This window comes from Candidatus Palauibacter sp. (assembly GCF_965261555.1).
Lineage (GTDB): Bacteria > Gemmatimonadota > Gemmatimonadetes > Palauibacterales > Palauibacteraceae > Palauibacter.
In genome coordinates, this window is the sequence record NZ_OZ253465.1 from 2159543 (window position 1) to 2175906 (window position 16364).

Below are 16364 nucleotides of genomic sequence, written 5' to 3' on the forward strand. Positions count from 1 at the left end.
CCGAACCCGCACTCCTCCGCCGGGACTGAAACCGGTCGGCCGTCCGCCCTGCCGGCTGCGGAGCGGGGACGGCCCTACGGGTGGGTCTACGGAGGGACCGGCGTTTGGTTTCGTGCGGCGCCGCCCCTGCCGGGCGGGTTGGCGGACGCTGCTAGGGCGTGGGGGATTCGATCCAGCGGGGGGCGCGCGGGATGGGCAGCGGCTGCGGCTGTGCCTCGAGGTAGGCGACGAGCGCCTCCAGGTCCGCGACTTCCAGGAGGTCGATGACTTCGGCTTCGGCGAAGACGGTGTAGCCGCCGCCTCCGCCCGAGATGAAATCGTTGGCGGTGACGACGTACCGGCCCTCGGGCGTGAGCGGCGATCCATCGTCGAGCGTCACGTCGAGAATCCGCTCGCCGAGGGGCGCCGCCGGGTCGTAGCGGACGGTGATGCCGCTCGCGTGCAGGTCGACGTCCCCCTCCCGGGCGGAGTGTTCGAGCGTCCGCAGGAGCTGCGCGCCGGTCATCGTGTGGCGGACGAGCATGTTGTTGAAGGGCTGGAGTTCGAAGAGGTCGGCGAAGGTGACCGGCCCCGCGGGCAGCGACCGGCGGATGCCGCCGTTGTTCATGAGGGCGACATCGGCCCCGCTCGCGTGCCGCTGCGCGTCGGCCACGATTCGGCCAAGCGGGAAGTCGCCGTCGCGCGGGGCGGAGAGCGCCTCGGGGAGCTCCACGACGACGCGTTCGACGAGGGCCGAGATCTCGGCGCTGTACGAGGCGACGAGCCGCTCGACGTCCGGGTCCGGCGCGACCTCGTCCGCCCACGCCTGCCGAACGCCGAGCCGGTGCGCGCTCACGGCCCCTTCGGCGCTCCGGTCGATGCGTCCGAGTCCGTACGCCGTCGTGTTCGAGTACGACTGGATGACGGGGACGCCCCGAATCTCCGTCTCGACGCGCGAGTGCGTATGCCCCGTGACCGCGTAGTCGAGGCGTTCCGTCGTCACGGCCAGCGCGTCCAGAGCCGCGCCCCGGCACGCGGGATCCGCCGCGGTTCCCGCCGCGCCGACGGTGCAGAAGGCGCCTTCGTGCATGACCGCGACCACGAAGTCCGCGCCGGCCGCCCGCACCTCCGGGATGTAGCGGTCGAGCGCGTCGGAGATCGGCCGGAAGTCGAAATCCGCCACGAGCGAGGGACGGGCGACGACGGGCGTGGACGTCGTCGTCGCGCCGACGAAGCCGACCCGGACGCCGTCCCTCTCGACGATCGTCCACGGGCGGACCCACGCGGGGTGCCGGTCGGTGCCCTTGAGGTAGATGTTCGCGCCGAGCATGGCGAAGTCCGCATCGGCCACGCGCTCCACGAGGACGTCGACGCCCCAGTCGAACTCGTGGTTCCCGATCGCGGCGGCGTCGTAGCCGATCCCGTTCATCGCTTCGATCGTCGAGCGCCCGTCCGTGAAGTTCGAGATGGGCGTGCCCTGCATGATGTCGCCGCCGGAAACGACGAACAGGGGACACTCGGGCGTTGTGGAGCGCTCCCGGGCCACGTAGCCCGCGAGGGCTGCGGACCCGCCGACGGGGCGTCCGTCCGACCAGCTCTGGGCCGCCGGCAGCAGCCGTCCGTGCGTGTCGTTCGTGGAGAAGATCAGCGCGCAGGCCGTCGGGTCCGCGGGGGCGCACGCCGGGAAGGCGGCGATGCCGGCACAGAGAAGGGCGGAGAGGGCGGATCTGACGCGGGCGGCGGGACGGCGCGGCATCAGACGGTCTGCAGCGCCTGCGCCCGGTCCAGGTCCACGAGCGGCGCGGCGTAGTTGCCGGTCCAGCAGGCGTCGCAGAAGGGACCGTGGTCCGCGACCGCGTCGCGCATACCTTCCATGCTGAGGTAGCCGAGCGACTCGACCTGCAGGTGCTGCCGGATCTCCTCGACCGTATGACTGGAGCCGATGAGTTCCTCCTTCGTCGGCATGTCGATGCCGTAGTAGCAGGGGGAACGCACCGGCGGGGAAGCGACCCGGAAATGCACCTCGCTCGCCCCCGAGTCCCGGAGGAGCCGGACGAGGCCGCTGCTCGTCGTCCCCCGGACGAGCGAATCGTCGACGACGACGATGCGCTTGCCGTCGACGAGTTCGCGCACGGGGTTGTACTTCACCCGCACCTTGAAGTCGCGCCCCGTCTGCGTCGGATGGATGAAGGTCCGGCCCACGTAGTGGTTGCGGATGAGCGCGAGTTCGAACGGGAGGCCGCTGACCTCCGAGTACCCGAGCGCCGCCGAGTTCGACGAGTCCGGCACCGCGAACACGCAGTCGGCCTCCGCCGGGTGCTCGCGGGCGAGCTGGCGGCCGAACGCGCGCCTCGCCTCGTCCACGCTGCACCCCCACACGCGCGAATCGGGACGCGCGAAGTACACGAGTTCGAACAGACAGGCGCTGGGCTCGGCGGGGGGCAGCGGCCGGAGCGATTCCACGTGGCCGTCGCGGACCTTCAGCACTTCGCCCGGTTTCACGTCGCGCACGTAGGCGGCCCCGATGATGTCGAGGGCGCACGTTTCCGATGCGAATACGACGGCTTCGCCCCGCCTGCCCATCACCATCGGCCGGAAGCCTCGCGCATCGCGTGTCGCGTACACCGTGTCGCCGATGCAGAGGAGGAGGGAGAAGGCGCCGACCAGCTGCGAAAAAGCGTCGTCGATCTTGCCGTCCAGGTCGCGGTGCCGGGAGCGGGCGATGAGGTGGACGATGACCTCGGAGTCCGCATCCGTCTGGAAGATCGAGCCGTCGCGGGCGAGCGAGCGCTTGAGCTGGTTCGCGTTCGTGAGGTTGCCGTTGTGCGCGAGCGCGAGCGGCTTGTCCTCGTACTGCACGAGGAGCGGCTGCGCGTTGCGGAGACTCGATCCTCCCGCCGTCGAATAGCGGACGTGCCCGACGGAGAGCGATCCTTCGAGCGTGCCGAGCACGTCGTCGTCGAAGACGTCCGCCACGAGGCCCATGCCCTTGTGGACCCTCGACATGCCGGATCCGTCGACCGTGACGATCCCGGCGGACTCCTGGCCGCGGTGCTGGAGCGCGTACATGGAGAGAAACGCGAGTTCGGCGGCGGCGTCGGAGCCGCTGACCGCCACGATGCCGCACTCCTCGCGCGGCTTGTCCAGTTCGAACGCTCCGCCTCCCGCGCCCCGGGCGCCGGTCGTCGGGAGTTTCCTCATGACGTGATTCCCGCCTCCTCGCTCATGCGGCGCGGGATCGCCTCCTCGTAGATCCGCGCCAGCTCGGCGGCCGGCGGGGCGATCCCGTGGCCGGCGCCGGTCAGCCGGCACGGGCTGTCCGGCCCGCCCACGACGCCCACACGCGCCACGGGCACGCCGTGAAGCCGCCCGTGCGCGGCGATCCGCTCGCCCTCGCCGGGCCGGCACGTCAGCACGACGCGCGAGTGCGACTCGCCGAACCAGCGCGCCGCAGCCGAGACGTCCGCCCCGGCGGGCGCCGCGTCGAGATCGACCGTGCAGCCGAGCGGCCCGCCTTCCGCCCGCACCGCGCACTCCGCAAGCGCGACGGCCAGCCCTCCGTCCGAGGCATCGTGCGCCGAGGCGAACGCCCCGTCCGCCGCCCCCTCGACGAGAAAGTCGACGAGGGCCGCCGCCTCTTCGAGCTTCAGCGCCGGCGGCAGGCCGGCGACGAGGCCGTGGCAGGCCGCGAGATACTCGGACCCTCCGATCTCGTCGCGGGTCGTGCCCGCGATCCAGATCTCGTCGCCTTCGCGCCGGAACGCCGAGGGGACGCGCCGTTCGAGATCCTCGATCACGCCCAGCATGCCGATGACCGGCGTGGGGTAGACCGGCTGGCCGCCCGTCTCGTTGTAGAGCGAGACGTTGCCCCCCGTCACCGGCGTGCGCAGCGCGCGGCACGCCTCTCCCATCCCTTCGACGGCCCCGGCGAGCTGGAAGTACACCTCCGGGCGCAGCGGGCTGCCGAAGTTCAGGCAGTTCGTCACGGCGAGCGGGCGCGCCCCGGAGCAGGCCACGTTGCGCGCCGCCTCGGCGACCGCCGCCCGGCCCCCGGTGCGCGGGTCGAGCCAGGTGTGGCGCCCGTTCCCGTCCGTCGAGGCCGCGAGCGCGCGCCGCTCGGCGGGCAGCCGCAGCACCGCCGCGTCGGAGCCCGGTCCCTCGAGCGTGTTCGTCTGCACCGTCGTGTCGTACTGCTCGTAAATCCAGCGCCGCGACGCGATCGACGGCGAATCGAGCAGCGTCCGCAGCGCCGTCGCCACCTCGTCGTCCGACCCGAAGGAGCCGTACGCCTCAAGGTCCGCCGCACGCGCCTCGGCCGTGGCCGGGCTCATGACCCCCTCGCGGACATACGTCGGACAATCGTCCACCAGCGGCTTCACCGGGATCTCGACGCGCGCGACGCCGTCTTCGCGCACGCGGAACATCCCGTCGTCCGTAACCTTCCCGATCGTCGCCGCCTGCAGGTCCCAGCGCTCCAACACCTCGCGCACCGCCTCCTCGTGTTCGGGCTTCGCGACGAGGAGCATCCGCTCCTGCGACTCCGAGAGGAGCATCTCGTAGGGCGTCATCCCCTTCTCCCGGACGGGGAGGTACGCCACGTCGATGTCGATCCCGGAGCCCGAGCGCGCCGCCATCTCCGTCCCGCTGGAGGTCAGTCCCGCCGCCCCCATGTCCTGGATCCCGACGAGGAGGTCCCGCTCGATGAGTTCGAGACTCGCCTCGAGAAGCAGTTTCTCGGTGAACGGATCGCCCACCTGCACCTGCGGCCGGCTGTCGACGGCCTCCTCGTCGAGTTCCTCCGACGCGAAGGTCGCCCCGTGGATCCCGTCCCGTCCCGTGCGGGCCCCGACCGCCATCACCGGATTGCCGACGCCCTCTGCCTCGCCCCGGATGAGGCGCTCGAGCGGAAGGACGCCGATGCACATCACGTTGATGAGCGGGTTCCGCTCGTAGGCCGGGTCGAAGATCGCCTCGCCCCCCACCGTGGGGACCCCGACGCAGTTGCCGTAGTCGCCGACCCCGCGCACGACCCCGTCGAAGAGGTAGCGCGACTGCGGCGAGTCGAGCGATCCGAAGTGGAGGCTGTCGAAGATGGCGATGGGCCGCGCCCCCATCGTGAACACGTCGCGCAGGATCCCGCCCGACCCCGTCGCCGCGCCCTGGTAGGGTTCGACGGCCGACGGATGGTTGTGGGACTCGATCTTGAACGCGACGCCCCACCCGCCGCCGACGTCGATGACCCCGGCGTTCTCCCCCGGACCCTGGACGACGGCGGCGCTCTCCGTGGGCAGCGTCCGGAGCAGGGGCCGCGAGTTCTTGTACCCGCAGTGCTCCGACCACATGGCGCTGAAGACGCCGAGTTCCGTGAAGGTGGGTTCCCGCCCCATGAAACCGAGGATCTGTTCCCACTCCTCCGGACTCAGCCCGTGCTCCGCCACGAGCGCAGCGCTCATGACGGGATCGCCCGGCCGGGCCTCCACGCCTTCGAGCGAGGCCCGCGTCACGCCGATACCCCCGCCCCCGCCACCGCTCCGGCCGCGAATTCCGGGGCTTCGGGCGGCGCAGCGTCGCTTCGGCCGTCGCCGGGGTGGTCCCTCCCGCGGGACACCGCGGCGAGCAGCGACTGGAACACCGCGAGTCCGTCCGTGTTGCCGAGGACGGAGAGCGAGTGGCGCTCCGGGTGCGGCATGAGCCCCAGGATGTTCCCGTCCGCGTTCACGATCCCGGCGATGTTGCGCGCCGAGCCGTTGGGGTTCGCGGCGTCCGTCGCCTGTCCGCGCCGGTCGACGTAGCGGAACACGACCCGGTTTTCCGCCTCGAGTTCGTCGAGCGTAGAGGCTTCCGCGACGAACTGGCCCTCGCCGTGCGCGATCGGGATGTGGAGCAGGTCCCCCTCGCCGTAGGCCGACGTGAACGGCGTCCCGGCGTTCTCCACGCGGAGCCCGACGTCATGACAGCGGAAGCGGAGGTTCCGGTTCCGGACGAGGGCCCCCGGCAGGAGGTGCGCCTCGCACAGCACCTGGAATCCGTTGCAGATCCCGAGCGTGAGCCCTCCGGCGCGCGCGAAGTCGATCACCTCGCGCATGATCGGGCTGAAGCGGGCGATCGCCCCCGCCCTCAGGTAGTCCCCGTAGGAGAACCCGCCCGGCAGCACGACGACGTCCACGCCCTCGAGGTCCGTCGACTTGTGCCACAGATAGGTGGCGCGCTCTCCCAGCCCGTCCGTCACCGCCCGGTACACGTCCGCATCGCAGTTCGAGCCCGGGAACCGCACGATCCCTACGTTCATCCCCGCCTCCATCCGTTCACCCCTCCCGCACGCGCACGACGTAGTCTTCGATGATCGGGTTCGCGATCAGTTGCTCGCACATCTTCTCCGTGGAGGCCATCGCGGCCTCCGGCCCGTCGGCTTCGACCTCGAGACGGATCAGCCGCCCGGCGCGCACGGAGTGGACGCCCTCGTACCCCAGGTTCCCGAGCGCGCGGCGGATCGTCTCCCCCGCCGGATCGAGGATCCCCTCGCGCGGCGTGACCCGGACATCCACGGACCAGACCCGGCTCATGCGGGCGCCTCGTAGAGTTCATGGCCCGCGATGCGCCGGAAGGCCTCCAGGTAGCGCTCCGAGGTCGTCCGGATGACCTCCTCCGGGAGCGCGGGCGCCGGCGGCGTCTTGTCCCATTCTCCGCGCCCGACGATCTCCTGCAGGTGGTCGCGCACCGGCTGCTTGTCGAGCGAAGGCTGGCCGCCTCCGATCCGGTACGAATCGGCGGGCCAGAAGCGGGAGGAATCGGGGGTCATCACCTCGTCGATGAGGATGATTCCCCCGTCCGCCCCGCGCCCGAACTCGTACTTCGTGTCGGCGAGGATGATGCCCCGCTCGCGGAGCGTGTCGCGGCCCGCGGCGTAGAGCGCGAGGCTGATGTCGCGCAGTTCCGTCGCGAGTTCCGTCCCCACGATGTCGCACATCTGCGCGAAGGTGATGTTCTCGTCGTGGAGCCCCTGCTCGGCCTTCGTCGAGGGCGAGAAGATCGGCTCCGGGTATTCCTCCGACTCCCGCAGGCCCTCCGGGAGAGGTTCGCCCGCGAGCGTCCCGTGGCGGCTGTACTCCTTCCACGCGGAGCCGGAGATGAAGCCGCGCACGATGCACTCGACGGGGAGGGGCTGCGCCTTCTCGACCAGCATGGCGCGGTGTCCCAGGCTGTCGGCGATGCCGGCGAGATCCGGGGCCGCCTCGGCGATGGCCGTGGGGGCGCTGGCGACGCGGTGGTTGTTCACGATGTCCGCCGTCCGGTCGAACCAGAAGGCGGAGAGCTGGGTGAGCACGGCCCCCTTGTGGGGGATCGGGTTCGGGATCACGCAGTCGAAGGCGCTGATGCGGTCGCTGGCGACCATCAGGATCCGGTCGTCGAGGTCGTACATCGAGCGCACCTTCCCCTTGCGGAGAAGCGGCAGCGGCAGGTCGATCTCGTGGAGCGCGGCCGGCGCGTTCGCGCCGAGCGTGGTCTGTGTCATGGTGTCCTTTCGAGTGTCCTTTCGGGGATCACGGGTTCGAGTCCGGGTCCGGTCGCGTTCCCGAAGGGGCGCGGCGTCATACGCGGACCTCCTCGGCGGGCCGCGGCGCGTCCGCGGCCTCGAACAGCGGGTCGATCCTTGCGGTCAGGAAGCGCTCGACCTGGCGGGCGGAGCGGCCGACGAGCCGGTGCGGGTCGGCGAGCGCGCGGAGATCCTCCATGCCGAGTCCAAAGGCGCCATCGGCGGCGATCCGCGCGAAGAAGTCGTTGTCCTCCGCGCCGTTGTCGAGCCGTTCGCGCGCGGCGAGCGCGTGTCCCCGCACCCGTTCGTGCAGGTCCTGCCGGTCGCCGCCCCCCCGCACGCCCGCGATGAGGATCTCCTCGGTGACCATGAAGGGGAGGGCCCGGCCCAGCCGGCGCGCCACGACGGCCGGGTGGACGACGAGCCCCGCGCTCACGTTGCGCGCGAGGATGAGGAGCGCGTCCGCCGACAGGTAGCCTTCGGGGAGCGAGATGCGGCGGTTCGCGGAGTCGTCGAGCGTGCGCTCGAACCACTGGACGGAGGCGGTCCACGACGCGTCGAGTTCCAGCGTGCAGAGGTGCCGCGCCAGCGCACAGATCCGCTCGCTCCGCATGGGGTTGCGCTTGTACGGCATCGCGGACGAGCCGATCTGGTGTTTCCCGAACGGTTCCTCGATCTCGCCGAAGGCCTGCAGGATCCGGATGTCGTGTCCGAACCGGGCCGTCGAGGCGCCGATGCCGGCGAGCGCGGCGAGCGCCCGGTGGTCGACCTTCCGCGGGTACGTCTGGCCGATCACATCGTACGTGCTGGCGAAGCCGAAGCGCGCCGCGAGCCGCTCGTTGAGCCGGTCGACTTTCCCGCCGTCCCCGTCGAACAGCTCGAGGAACGTCGCCTCCGTCCCCGTCGTGCCCCGCGCGCCCCGGAAGCGGAGTTCCGCGCGGACGGCCTCGATCTGCTCGAGGTCGAAGAGGAGGTCCTGGAGCCAGAGGCAGGCGCGCTTCCCGATCGTCGTCGGCTGGGCCGGCTGGAGGTGCGTGTAGCCGAGCGTCGGCTCGGCGGCCTGCTCGCGGGCGAAGGCCGCGAGGTCCTCGATCGTCCCCAGGAGCCGGTCGCGCACGATGTCGAGACCCTGCCGGTGCTGGATGAGGCCGTGGTTGTCGCCGACGAAGGCGCTCGTCGCGCCGAGGTGGATGTACTTCCGGGCCTCCGGGGCGACCTCGCCGAAGTGATGGACGTGCGCCATCACGTCGTGGCGGAGGTCGCGCTCGATGACGGCGATCCGGTCGAGGTCGATCTGCTCGCGCGCCGCGTGCATCGCGACGATCGCGTCGTTGGGAATCTCGACGCCGAGCGCGCGCTCCTCCTCGGCGAGCGCAATCCACAGGTCGCGCCAGACGAGCGCCTGCATGCGAGGGGAGAATATCGCCGCCATCTCGCCCGAGGCGTAGCGGTCGATGAGAGGATGTGGGTAGTGACGTTCCGCCATCAGGCGCGCAGTCCAATCCAGCCAGCGGCCCACCCGGGGCGACCTCGGTCGCCGTAAGGTCGCAGTCTAGCGGATGACGGTCCCGCGTGAAAGCCCCGGGACGGTCGTCAGCGGACGCGGAAGGGCTGGAGGTATCCGATCTCCGTCCCGCGCGCGATGTAGAGCTGCACCGAACCGTCGCGGGACGCGTAGTACTCGAAGAGTTCGCCCGCGTCCTCGGCGGAGCGCACCTCGTTGCGGTTGATGCTGAGGATGACGTCGCCCTCGCGGAGCCTCGTCCCGCGGGCCTCCTCGCCGACGGAGGCGATGAGCGCGCCGGCGTCGACCCGGAGGTTGAGTTCCTGCTGGATCTGCTGCGTGACCGTGATCAGCCGGAGCCCCGCGAGCACCTCGATCCGCTCGGCCCGCCCCGTCGGCACCTCGTCCAGCCGGAATCGCGCCTGGAGTTCGCTTCCCCCCCGCTGGAAGGTCACGTCCACCGTCGATCCCACGCCGGCGTCCACGAGTCCCACCTGCCAGTCGAGATCGTGGTTGATGACCCGCCCGTTGAGGGTCACGATCTCGTCCCCCGCCCGCAGTCCCGCGTCGGCCGCCGGCGTCCCGTCCAGGACCTCGACGACGAGCGGCCGGCCGAAGACGGATTCGGGGTCGGGCCGGTCCGTGAGCACCTGCAGTCCCGCCCAGGGCCGGCGCACGCGCCCGAACTGGAGGAGTTCGGAGGCGACGACGAGCGCCCGGTCGATGGGGATCGCGAAGCCCATCCCCTCCGATCCCCCGGAGCGCGAGAAGATCGAACTGTTCACGCCGATGACGTCGCCATCCGCGTTCGCCAGCGGGCCGCCCGAGTTGCCCGGGTTGATCGATGCGTCCGTCTGGATCATGTCGGCGTAGAGCACCTCCTGGCCGCCCGCCGCCTGGATGTCGCGCCCCACGCCGCTGACGACGCCCGAGGTGACGGTCGCCTCGGTGTTGCGGAGGGCGTAGCCCGACGGGTTCCCCAGCGCCACCGCGGGCTCTCCGATGAGGAGGTTCGAGGACGTGCCCAGCGGAGCCGCGGGCACCCGGTTGGGAGGGACCCTCACGACGGCGAGGTCGGTGAGTTCGTCGAAGCCGACGACTTCGGCCTCGAACCGCTGTCCGTCGCGGTCCACGACCTCGATACGGTCCGCTCCGCTCACGACGTGCGCGTTCGTGATGATCGTGCCCGCGTCATCGATGGCGAATCCGGAACCCAGGCCGGCCTCGACCCGGGAACGGCCGCGGCGGTTGAAGAAGCGATCGAGCATGTCCAGCGACTGGACGGTCCGCTCCGTCCGAAGGCTCACGACGGAGGGGAGCACGCGGACCGCGGCGATGACCGTGGGCGTCCGGCGCGCTCCCGAGATCTCGGCCGCCGACTGGGGAGCGGTCCGGCGCGCCGGGTCCGCCAGGGAGGTGCGGGCGAACGGGTTGTCCGCCGGCCGGCTCTCCTCCGGCTGCGGAGGCCCGTTGCCGAGCGTGGTGACGAGCGCCCCCACCCCGAGGCCGGCAAAGATCAGGACCGTGGCCGCGACGAACACGCGCGCGGCCGACGCCAGTATTCTCCTGACCCGATTTCCCTCGTTCATCGACTCCGCCACCTCGGTTTGCTCGTGAGATCTTCAGCCTTGGGCGGCACGCCGCAGGCTTGGACGGCACGCCGCCACGCGGGCGATGGCCCACACGATAACTGTACGCCAAACGACCCCCGAGGGTTCACCTTCGATGCGCCTCGGCCGGGAGCCACGGGATCCCGGGGCCGGAATTCCATTCGCCGCCGTAGCGCACGCCCGTCAGGTAGAGCCCGCCGGGTGGGGCGGGGAAGACCGGTCGCGATGCGGCTTCTCCCGCCAGCAGTCGCTCGAAGTCCTCGAACGGGCGGCGCCCCGCGGCGATTTCCACGGAAGTCCCCACCAGGTAGCGCACCATGTGGTGGAGGAAGCGGTCGGCGACGATCTCGAAGAAGAAGAAGGGGGGATGGTCGAAGCGCCAGGCGGCGCTCGCGACCCGGCAGCGCGTCCCCCGCTCGGGTTGCCCGGCGCGGGCGAACCGCTCGAATGACCGTTCCCCGGGGATGGCCGCCGCCAGCCGGGCGAGCGCGTCGCCGTCGAGCGGCCACTTCGGGATCCAGGCGCGGTCGCGCAGGAACGGCCGCCTCCGGCCCCCTTCCGCGATCACGTACCGGTAACGCCGCCGCTCCGCGCCGAAGCGCGGATGGAAATCATGCGCAGCGTGACTCACCTTCCGGACGGCGACGTCGTCGGGAAGATTGGCCCCGAGCGCCCGGGCCAGTTCCTCGGGACTCCAGCCGGGGGGCGGGCCGAACGCGATCTCCTGCGCCGTCGCGTGAACCCCGGCGTCGGTGCGGCCGGCGAGGTCGATTCGGACGGGCCGATCGAAGAGTTTCCCGAGCGCCTCCTCCACCTCGCGCTGGACGGTGCGCACCCCGGGCTGTAGTTGGGATCCGTGGAACGACGTCCCATCGTACTCGATCGTGGCCCGGAAACGGGCCGGTGGGGCCGTGGAATCCGACATGCGCGAAGATTAGCGACTTCCGGCCGACGAAGGGAAACCAGGAGGAATCGAGGTGACGAACACGATCCGGCGCGTCCTCTCCGGGGAGACCCTGGATGCCGCCGCCGCCGAAGCCGCCTTCGACCGCTTCATGAGCGGCGAGGCAACGCAGCCCGAGATGGCCGCGCTCCTTGCGGCGCTCAGGATGCGCGGGGAGACGCCCTCCGAGGTCGCCGGCGGGGTCCGCGCGCTGCGGAAGGCCATGGTGCCGCTCGCCCTGGACGATGACCGCATCGTCGACACCTGCGGGACCGGCGGCGGCACGCTGACCACGTTCAACATCTCGACCGCGGCCTCCATCGTCGCGGCGGCCGGAGGCGTCCGTATCGCGAAGCACGGAAACCGTTCGTTCACCTCGAAGTGCGGCAGCGCCGACGTGCTCGAGATCCTCAACATCCCCATTGAGCTTCCTCCCGAAGACGAGAAGCGGATCTTCGAAGAGACGGGGTTCGTGTTCATGTTCGCGCCGGCGCACCATCCGGCCATGCGGCACGTCGGCCCGGTCCGCGCCGCGCTCGGCGTGACGACGATCATGAACCTGCTCGGACCGCTCGCGAATCCGGCGGGCGTGCGCCGGCAGGTCGTCGGCGTCGCGCACCCCGCTCTTCAGCGCCTCGTCGCCGACACCCTCCTCGAACTCGGCCACGAGCGCGCGCTCGTCGTCCACGGCGAGCCGGGCATGGACGAACTGAGCCCGCTCGGCCCGACCCGGGTCTTCCGTGTCGAGGACGGGACGCTCTCCGAATTCGAGGTCGCGCCGTCCGACTTCGGCTGGCCGGAGTACGCGCCCTCCGATCTGGCGGGAGGCGAGCCGGAGGAGAACGCCGAACGGGTCCGGCGCGTCATCGGCGGCCGCGAAGCCGGAGCCGGCCGCGCGGCCGTCGTGCTCAACGCGGCCGCCGCCTTCTGGGTCGCCGGCGCCGTGGACACCCTGGAGGCCGGCGTCGCCGCTGCGGAGCAATCCATCGATTCGGGCGCCGCAGAAGCACAAGTCCAATCCCTGCAAGCGTTTCAACCGACAAGGTAATTGCGATCCGCCTGTACCCACCGGATCCGGGTGTTTCTCACCTACGCGGGCCAGTCGACCTACGCGGGCCAGTCGCGGAGGATTCGCTCGGTCTCTTCCAAGTGGTTGCTCTCGTCGCGGACGAAGTCCTCGAGCTGCACGGCGAGCCCCTTGTCTCCGTACGCCTCGGCTTCCCGCGCCCGCGTCGTGTAGCCCTGACGGCGCGCTTCTCGGCGGCCGCCACGGCTTCGAGCATCGCCCGGTTGCCGTCGGGCAGCGAGACGGGGCGCGGCGCGGTCGTGGGCTTGCCCCCGAGCGAGACGATCTTGTTGGCGAGGAACTGCGCGTGCATCTGCTCGTCGGCGACTTCGGTCAGGAAAAACTGCGACAGCTCAGTTCTTCCCTGGTCAAAATGTTCTCCTTTTGCGCCGGCTCAGCGTCTCCAGGCGGCCGCGCCGGGGAGCCCGCTGCTCACCAGGATCTGAAGGCCGGGCTCGGGGGCGCGCGCATCCGCCGCGCCGTGAGCGAGCGGACCCGTCGGCAGGTCGCGGAATACGGCCCTGACCCGTCCGGTTCCCGGATCGCGCAGGATCGCAAGCGGAGGTTCGCTTCCCTCCGTCATCTCGACGGTGCCGGCCGGCCCGGAGAGCGAGAGGCTTGCCAGTTCCGCAGCCCAATCGGCCTGCACGGGAAGCGCAACGGTGAATCGGGCCCCCCCGCCGGCGTCCGCAAGCTCCACCATCTCGAAGCTCAGCGAGAACAGCCCGGTTCCATCGGCACGCCGGCCGGACAGGGTGTACGGACCGGCGAACCGCGGTACGACCGGCGGCGCGTCGATCACGAAGGCGGGGTCGAGGTGGATGCGCCCGTCGGCCGAGACACCGCCGGACACGAGGAGCACCCGGGTGGCGGCCGGCGTTCTCTCGGCGTCGATTTCGAGCGTGTCCTGCATCCGCCAGCGAATCGCGTTCGAGAAGTGGTAATCGCTGACCCAGGTGGGGTCGCAGTACGTCATCAGGTCCGGCCGGCCGGGGGGGACGACCTCGCCGTCGCGGGGGTCGAATCCCCAGACGTCCACGTACCCGCCCGAACTGGGGAAGCTCGGGTCCACGTTTGCCGGATCCCCGCAACCGGCGTGCCTCAGGCTGAAGTTGTGTCCGAACTCGTGCGCGATGGTTTCCGCGACGCTGTGCAGATCCGGATCCAGCCTCACGACGCTCTCCTTCCCCAGGTCTTCGCCGCCGGGGATGCTGCCGATGCCTCTGGCGAAGGCGGTGGTCGGGATGATGCCCATCCAGTTTCCGACACCGGCCTCCATCACCCGCAGGCGCTGGATGTCGGCGAGGAGGTCGTAGAGATTGTTCGAGTCGACACTTACGCTTTCGTGTCTTGCGATGTCGAAGGAGGCGATCGGGAGCAGGTGTTTCGTTTGCCAGAAGATCTCGTCCTCCGGCTCCGCGCCCGAGACGAACTCCACCGCATCCGTCCTGTCGTCGCCGGTCCACACGAGCGGGACCAGGGTCACCCGGAAGGGCGGCACGTCTCTCACCTCGATGGCCGCGCGCCCCTCGCGTGGGAGACGCGTGGGTGAATGGAGCGCGGCACTCAGGGTCCCGTCGGGGTCGACCTCGACGACCATCTCGAGCCCCGGCCGGATCACGTCGGCCGGGATTTCGGCGTTCGCCGACAGCTCCAGGTCTTCGAACGCGTCGTGTTCCCATGTCGGGATCGCCGACGAGCCGGCGGGGATGTTCACCGTGTGAGTCTCCACGCCATCGACGAAGAACGTGGCCCGAACCGGCGGAATCTTCTCGGTCGTCCGGGCCGCGGACTTGACGAAGACGCGGAGGAGCGCGCCTTCGCCGGCCACGAGCGGGACCGGGTGCCAGGGCGACTGTATCGTCTGGATGAGTTGCGCCCAGTAGTGCGCCTGCTGCTGCACCCTGTCGCAGCGTTCAATGCGGTACTTGTAGAGCGATGCGGCAAGCCAGGCCCGAAAGGCCGGGGTCGAGGGCATGCAGAGACCGGTCTCCTCCGCGATCAACTCCCTGAGTCCGCTCAGCGAAGTCAGGTTTTCGGGTAGAGGGCCTGCAAGGCCATCGTTCCTCTGGAGCAGCAGGGAAACGAGCGCCTTTGCGCCGCCGAGCTCCGGTGGCAGGGGGCCGTCGAGTTCGTTGTCCCTCAAATTCAGCCTGCGGAGTTCCGTCAACGACCCGAACTCCTCCGGAACGGAACCGTCGAACCGGGCGTCGTACAGATGGATTTCCTCGATGCCGGCGAGGTTCCCCAGTTCCGGCGGGATGGGGCCGCTCATCTGGTTCCCGCCCATCCAGAGTATCTCGAGATTCTCGAGCTTCCCGATCTCGGGCGGGATGCCGCCCCTGAAGTTGTTGCCATCGACGTCCATCCGCCGCAGTTCCGTGAGTTCTCCGATATACGGCGGGATCTCGCCGTCGATGCGGTTGTGGTCCAGACGAAGCCGTTGCAGGTGGGGGAACCGTGTGATCTCGGGAGGAATCTCTCCCGAAAGGTTGTTGCGGTTCAGGTTGATGGCCGTGACCCTCCCCGTGGTCGAATCGACCGCGATGCCGTGCCAGGTCCGGAGCGGCGCGTCGGTCCCCCAGTTGTCCGAGTTCGTCCAGCTCTTTCCGCCCATGGCGTCGTAGAGCTTCATGAGGTCCGACCGTTCCTCGTTGCAGGCGATGAACTCGCCGTCCCGTGCCGGAATGGCGTTCAGCCACGCCCGGAACCCCTCGTCTCTCACCGTGCACAGCATCGTGCCGCCGTATCGCAGCGTCTGTAGGCCCAACTCCGAGAGGGACTGGGGGATCGGACCCGAAAGCTCCTCGTTACCCTCCAGGATCAGCTCGGTGAGGAAGGCCATATCGCCCAGGTTCGCCGGAAGCTGACCGTTCAGGTTGTTCTCGCTCAGGTCGAGCGTGGTCACGCGCGAGTTCGCGTCCGCGGTCACGCCGTACCAGCTGCCCACCGCCTCCTCGGACGACCAGTTGGCGTTGTCGGTCCAGTCGGCGCCGAGCGTCCCCGCGTAGATGTCCATGAGGGCCGCGCGATCCGGGCTGTGCACCGCCACCGGGGCGGCCGTCGAGACCGGCCCCGACGCAGCGGTCAGGCTCGCGTTGCCCTCCTTCAGGCCGGTCACGAGTCCCGTCGCGTTGACGGTCGCGATCGTTGGATCGCTGCTCGTCCACGTCACCGCCGCGCCGGAGATCGGCTGCGCCCGGTCGTTGAGGACGCGGGCGGTCACGCGCACCGTGTCCCCCGCCACGACGGTGACCATCTCCGGGTCCAGCGTGACCCGCACGGCCACGGGCGCCTGCGGAGTCGGCGGGGGAGGCGTCGGTTGCGGCGCGCTCGTGTCGCCGCCGCCGCATGAGACGACGAAGAGGAGGGCCCCCACGCACGACGCGACGCGGGCGGGACCGCCAATCCCGCGGCCTGAGCCTTCCGTCCTCATAGAAGAGCCTCCTTCTTGTGCCTGCGGCCCCGGGCTAGCCGGTCGGCATCGAGCCTCCTGTGTGTGGTTGCGCTGGCCCAAGAGCCACGAACGCCCTAACTATAACCATATAGCCGTTCATGTGCGATCACTGGGCGACAGGGGGCCGTATTTTGACGATATTTCAGCGATAATTCGGGATGTTGTCCGTTCAATCGGCCGGAAATCGCCTTCCGGCACGCCACCGCGACCGCAGGGAGGTGGCCCGTGAAGCTGTCGGGGCACAAATCAGCCGGGTTGCTGGCGGGCGTGT

The 16364-nt window shown here is 70.3% G+C and carries 12 protein-coding genes; 1 reads left to right on the forward strand and 11 read right to left on the reverse strand.

Annotation, left to right across the window (positions count from 1 at the left end):
* Positions 1 to 151 precede the first annotated feature (151 nt).
* From ACQY5G_RS09375 to truA, 9 genes are all read right to left on the reverse strand, one after another.
* Positions 152 to 1735 (reverse strand): bifunctional metallophosphatase/5'-nucleotidase, encoded by a 1584-nt coding sequence (locus tag ACQY5G_RS09375; protein WP_428104125.1) that lies wholly within the window; start codon positions 1733 to 1735, stop codon positions 152 to 154.
* Complete coding sequence (purF, locus tag ACQY5G_RS09380) at positions 1735 to 3180, reverse strand: amidophosphoribosyltransferase (RefSeq protein WP_428104127.1); 1446 nt, start codon at positions 3178 to 3180, stop codon at positions 1735 to 1737. The genes ACQY5G_RS09375 and purF overlap by 1 nt, the downstream gene beginning before the upstream one ends.
* Positions 3177 to 5432, reverse strand: a complete 2256-nt coding sequence (gene purL / locus ACQY5G_RS09385; RefSeq protein ID WP_428278675.1) for a phosphoribosylformylglycinamidine synthase subunit PurL — start codon at positions 5430 to 5432, stop codon at positions 3177 to 3179. The genes purF and purL overlap by 4 nt, the downstream gene beginning before the upstream one ends.
* A 47-nt stretch (positions 5433 to 5479) precedes the next feature.
* Complete coding sequence (purQ, locus tag ACQY5G_RS09390) at positions 5480 to 6268, reverse strand: phosphoribosylformylglycinamidine synthase subunit PurQ (RefSeq protein WP_428104130.1); 789 nt, start codon at positions 6266 to 6268, stop codon at positions 5480 to 5482.
* A 16-nt stretch (positions 6269 to 6284) separates the two neighbouring features.
* Positions 6285 to 6542 (reverse strand): phosphoribosylformylglycinamidine synthase subunit PurS, encoded by a 258-nt coding sequence (gene purS, locus ACQY5G_RS09395; RefSeq protein ID WP_428104132.1) that lies wholly within the window; start codon positions 6540 to 6542, stop codon positions 6285 to 6287.
* Positions 6539 to 7492: a phosphoribosylaminoimidazolesuccinocarboxamide synthase gene (locus tag ACQY5G_RS09400; protein WP_428104134.1), complete on the reverse strand. Its 954-nt coding sequence runs from the start codon at positions 7490 to 7492 to the stop codon at positions 6539 to 6541. The genes purS and ACQY5G_RS09400 overlap by 4 nt, the downstream gene beginning before the upstream one ends.
* A gap of 76 nt (positions 7493 to 7568) precedes the next feature.
* Positions 7569 to 8999: an adenylosuccinate lyase gene (gene purB, locus ACQY5G_RS09405; protein WP_428104137.1), complete on the reverse strand. Its 1431-nt coding sequence runs from the start codon at positions 8997 to 8999 to the stop codon at positions 7569 to 7571.
* A 107-nt stretch (positions 9000 to 9106) separates the two neighbouring features.
* A complete protein-coding gene (locus ACQY5G_RS09410) occupies positions 9107 to 10606 on the reverse strand; it encodes a trypsin-like peptidase domain-containing protein (RefSeq protein ID WP_428104138.1) in 1500 nt (499 codons plus the stop codon).
* A gap of 127 nt (positions 10607 to 10733) precedes the next feature.
* Complete coding sequence (gene truA, locus ACQY5G_RS09415; protein WP_428104141.1) at positions 10734 to 11552, reverse strand: tRNA pseudouridine(38-40) synthase TruA; 819 nt, start codon at positions 11550 to 11552, stop codon at positions 10734 to 10736.
* Between the two features lie 52 nt (positions 11553 to 11604).
* On the opposite strand from truA, the gene trpD reads away from it, so the two are divergent.
* Positions 11605 to 12618: an anthranilate phosphoribosyltransferase gene (gene trpD / locus ACQY5G_RS09420; protein ID WP_428104143.1), complete on the forward strand. Its 1014-nt coding sequence runs from the start codon at positions 11605 to 11607 to the stop codon at positions 12616 to 12618.
* A gap of 37 nt (positions 12619 to 12655) precedes the next feature.
* On the opposite strand, the gene ACQY5G_RS09425 is transcribed toward trpD, so the two are convergent.
* Together ACQY5G_RS09425 and ACQY5G_RS09430 are read right to left on the reverse strand one after the other, a co-directional pair.
* Positions 12656 to 12949 (reverse strand): ferritin-like domain-containing protein, encoded by a 294-nt coding sequence (locus tag ACQY5G_RS09425; RefSeq protein WP_428104145.1) that lies wholly within the window; start codon positions 12947 to 12949, stop codon positions 12656 to 12658.
* A gap of 81 nt (positions 12950 to 13030) precedes the next feature.
* Positions 13031 to 16072, reverse strand: a complete 3042-nt coding sequence (locus ACQY5G_RS09430; protein ID WP_428104148.1) for an Ig-like domain-containing protein — start codon at positions 16070 to 16072, stop codon at positions 13031 to 13033.
* Positions 16073 to 16364 lie beyond the last annotated feature (292 nt).

What these genes read in the sequence shown, in the direction of transcription:
- ACQY5G_RS09375 (WP_428104125.1), bottom strand. Translation starts at nt 1,735, where the DNA reads ATGCCGCGCCGTCCCGCCGCCCGCGTCAGATCCGCCCTCTCCGCCCTT.
- purF (WP_428104127.1), bottom strand. Translation starts at nt 3,180, where the DNA reads ATGAGGAAACTCCCGACGACCGGCGCCCGGGGCGCGGGAGGCGGAGCG.
- purL (WP_428278675.1), bottom strand. Translation starts at nt 5,432, where the DNA reads ATGAGCGCTGCGCTCGTGGCGGAGCACGGGCTGAGTCCGGAGGAGTGG.
- purQ (WP_428104130.1), bottom strand. Translation starts at nt 6,268, where the DNA reads ATGAACGTAGGGATCGTGCGGTTCCCGGGCTCGAACTGCGATGCGGAC.
- purS (WP_428104132.1), bottom strand. Translation starts at nt 6,542, where the DNA reads ATGAGCCGGGTCTGGTCCGTGGATGTCCGGGTCACGCCGCGCGAGGGG.
- ACQY5G_RS09400 (WP_428104134.1), bottom strand. Translation starts at nt 7,492, where the DNA reads ATGACACAGACCACGCTCGGCGCGAACGCGCCGGCCGCGCTCCACGAG.
- purB (WP_428104137.1), bottom strand. Translation starts at nt 8,999, where the DNA reads ATGGCGGAACGTCACTACCCACATCCTCTCATCGACCGCTACGCCTCG.
- ACQY5G_RS09410 (WP_428104138.1), bottom strand. Translation starts at nt 10,606, where the DNA reads ATGAACGAGGGAAATCGGGTCAGGAGAATACTGGCGTCGGCCGCGCGC.
- truA (WP_428104141.1), bottom strand. Translation starts at nt 11,552, where the DNA reads ATGTCGGATTCCACGGCCCCACCGGCCCGTTTCCGGGCCACGATCGAG.
- ACQY5G_RS09425 (WP_428104145.1), bottom strand. Translation starts at nt 12,949, where the DNA reads ATGCACGCGCAGTTCCTCGCCAACAAGATCGTCTCGCTCGGGGGCAAG.
- ACQY5G_RS09430 (WP_428104148.1), bottom strand. Translation starts at nt 16,072, where the DNA reads ATGAGGACGGAAGGCTCAGGCCGCGGGATTGGCGGTCCCGCCCGCGTC.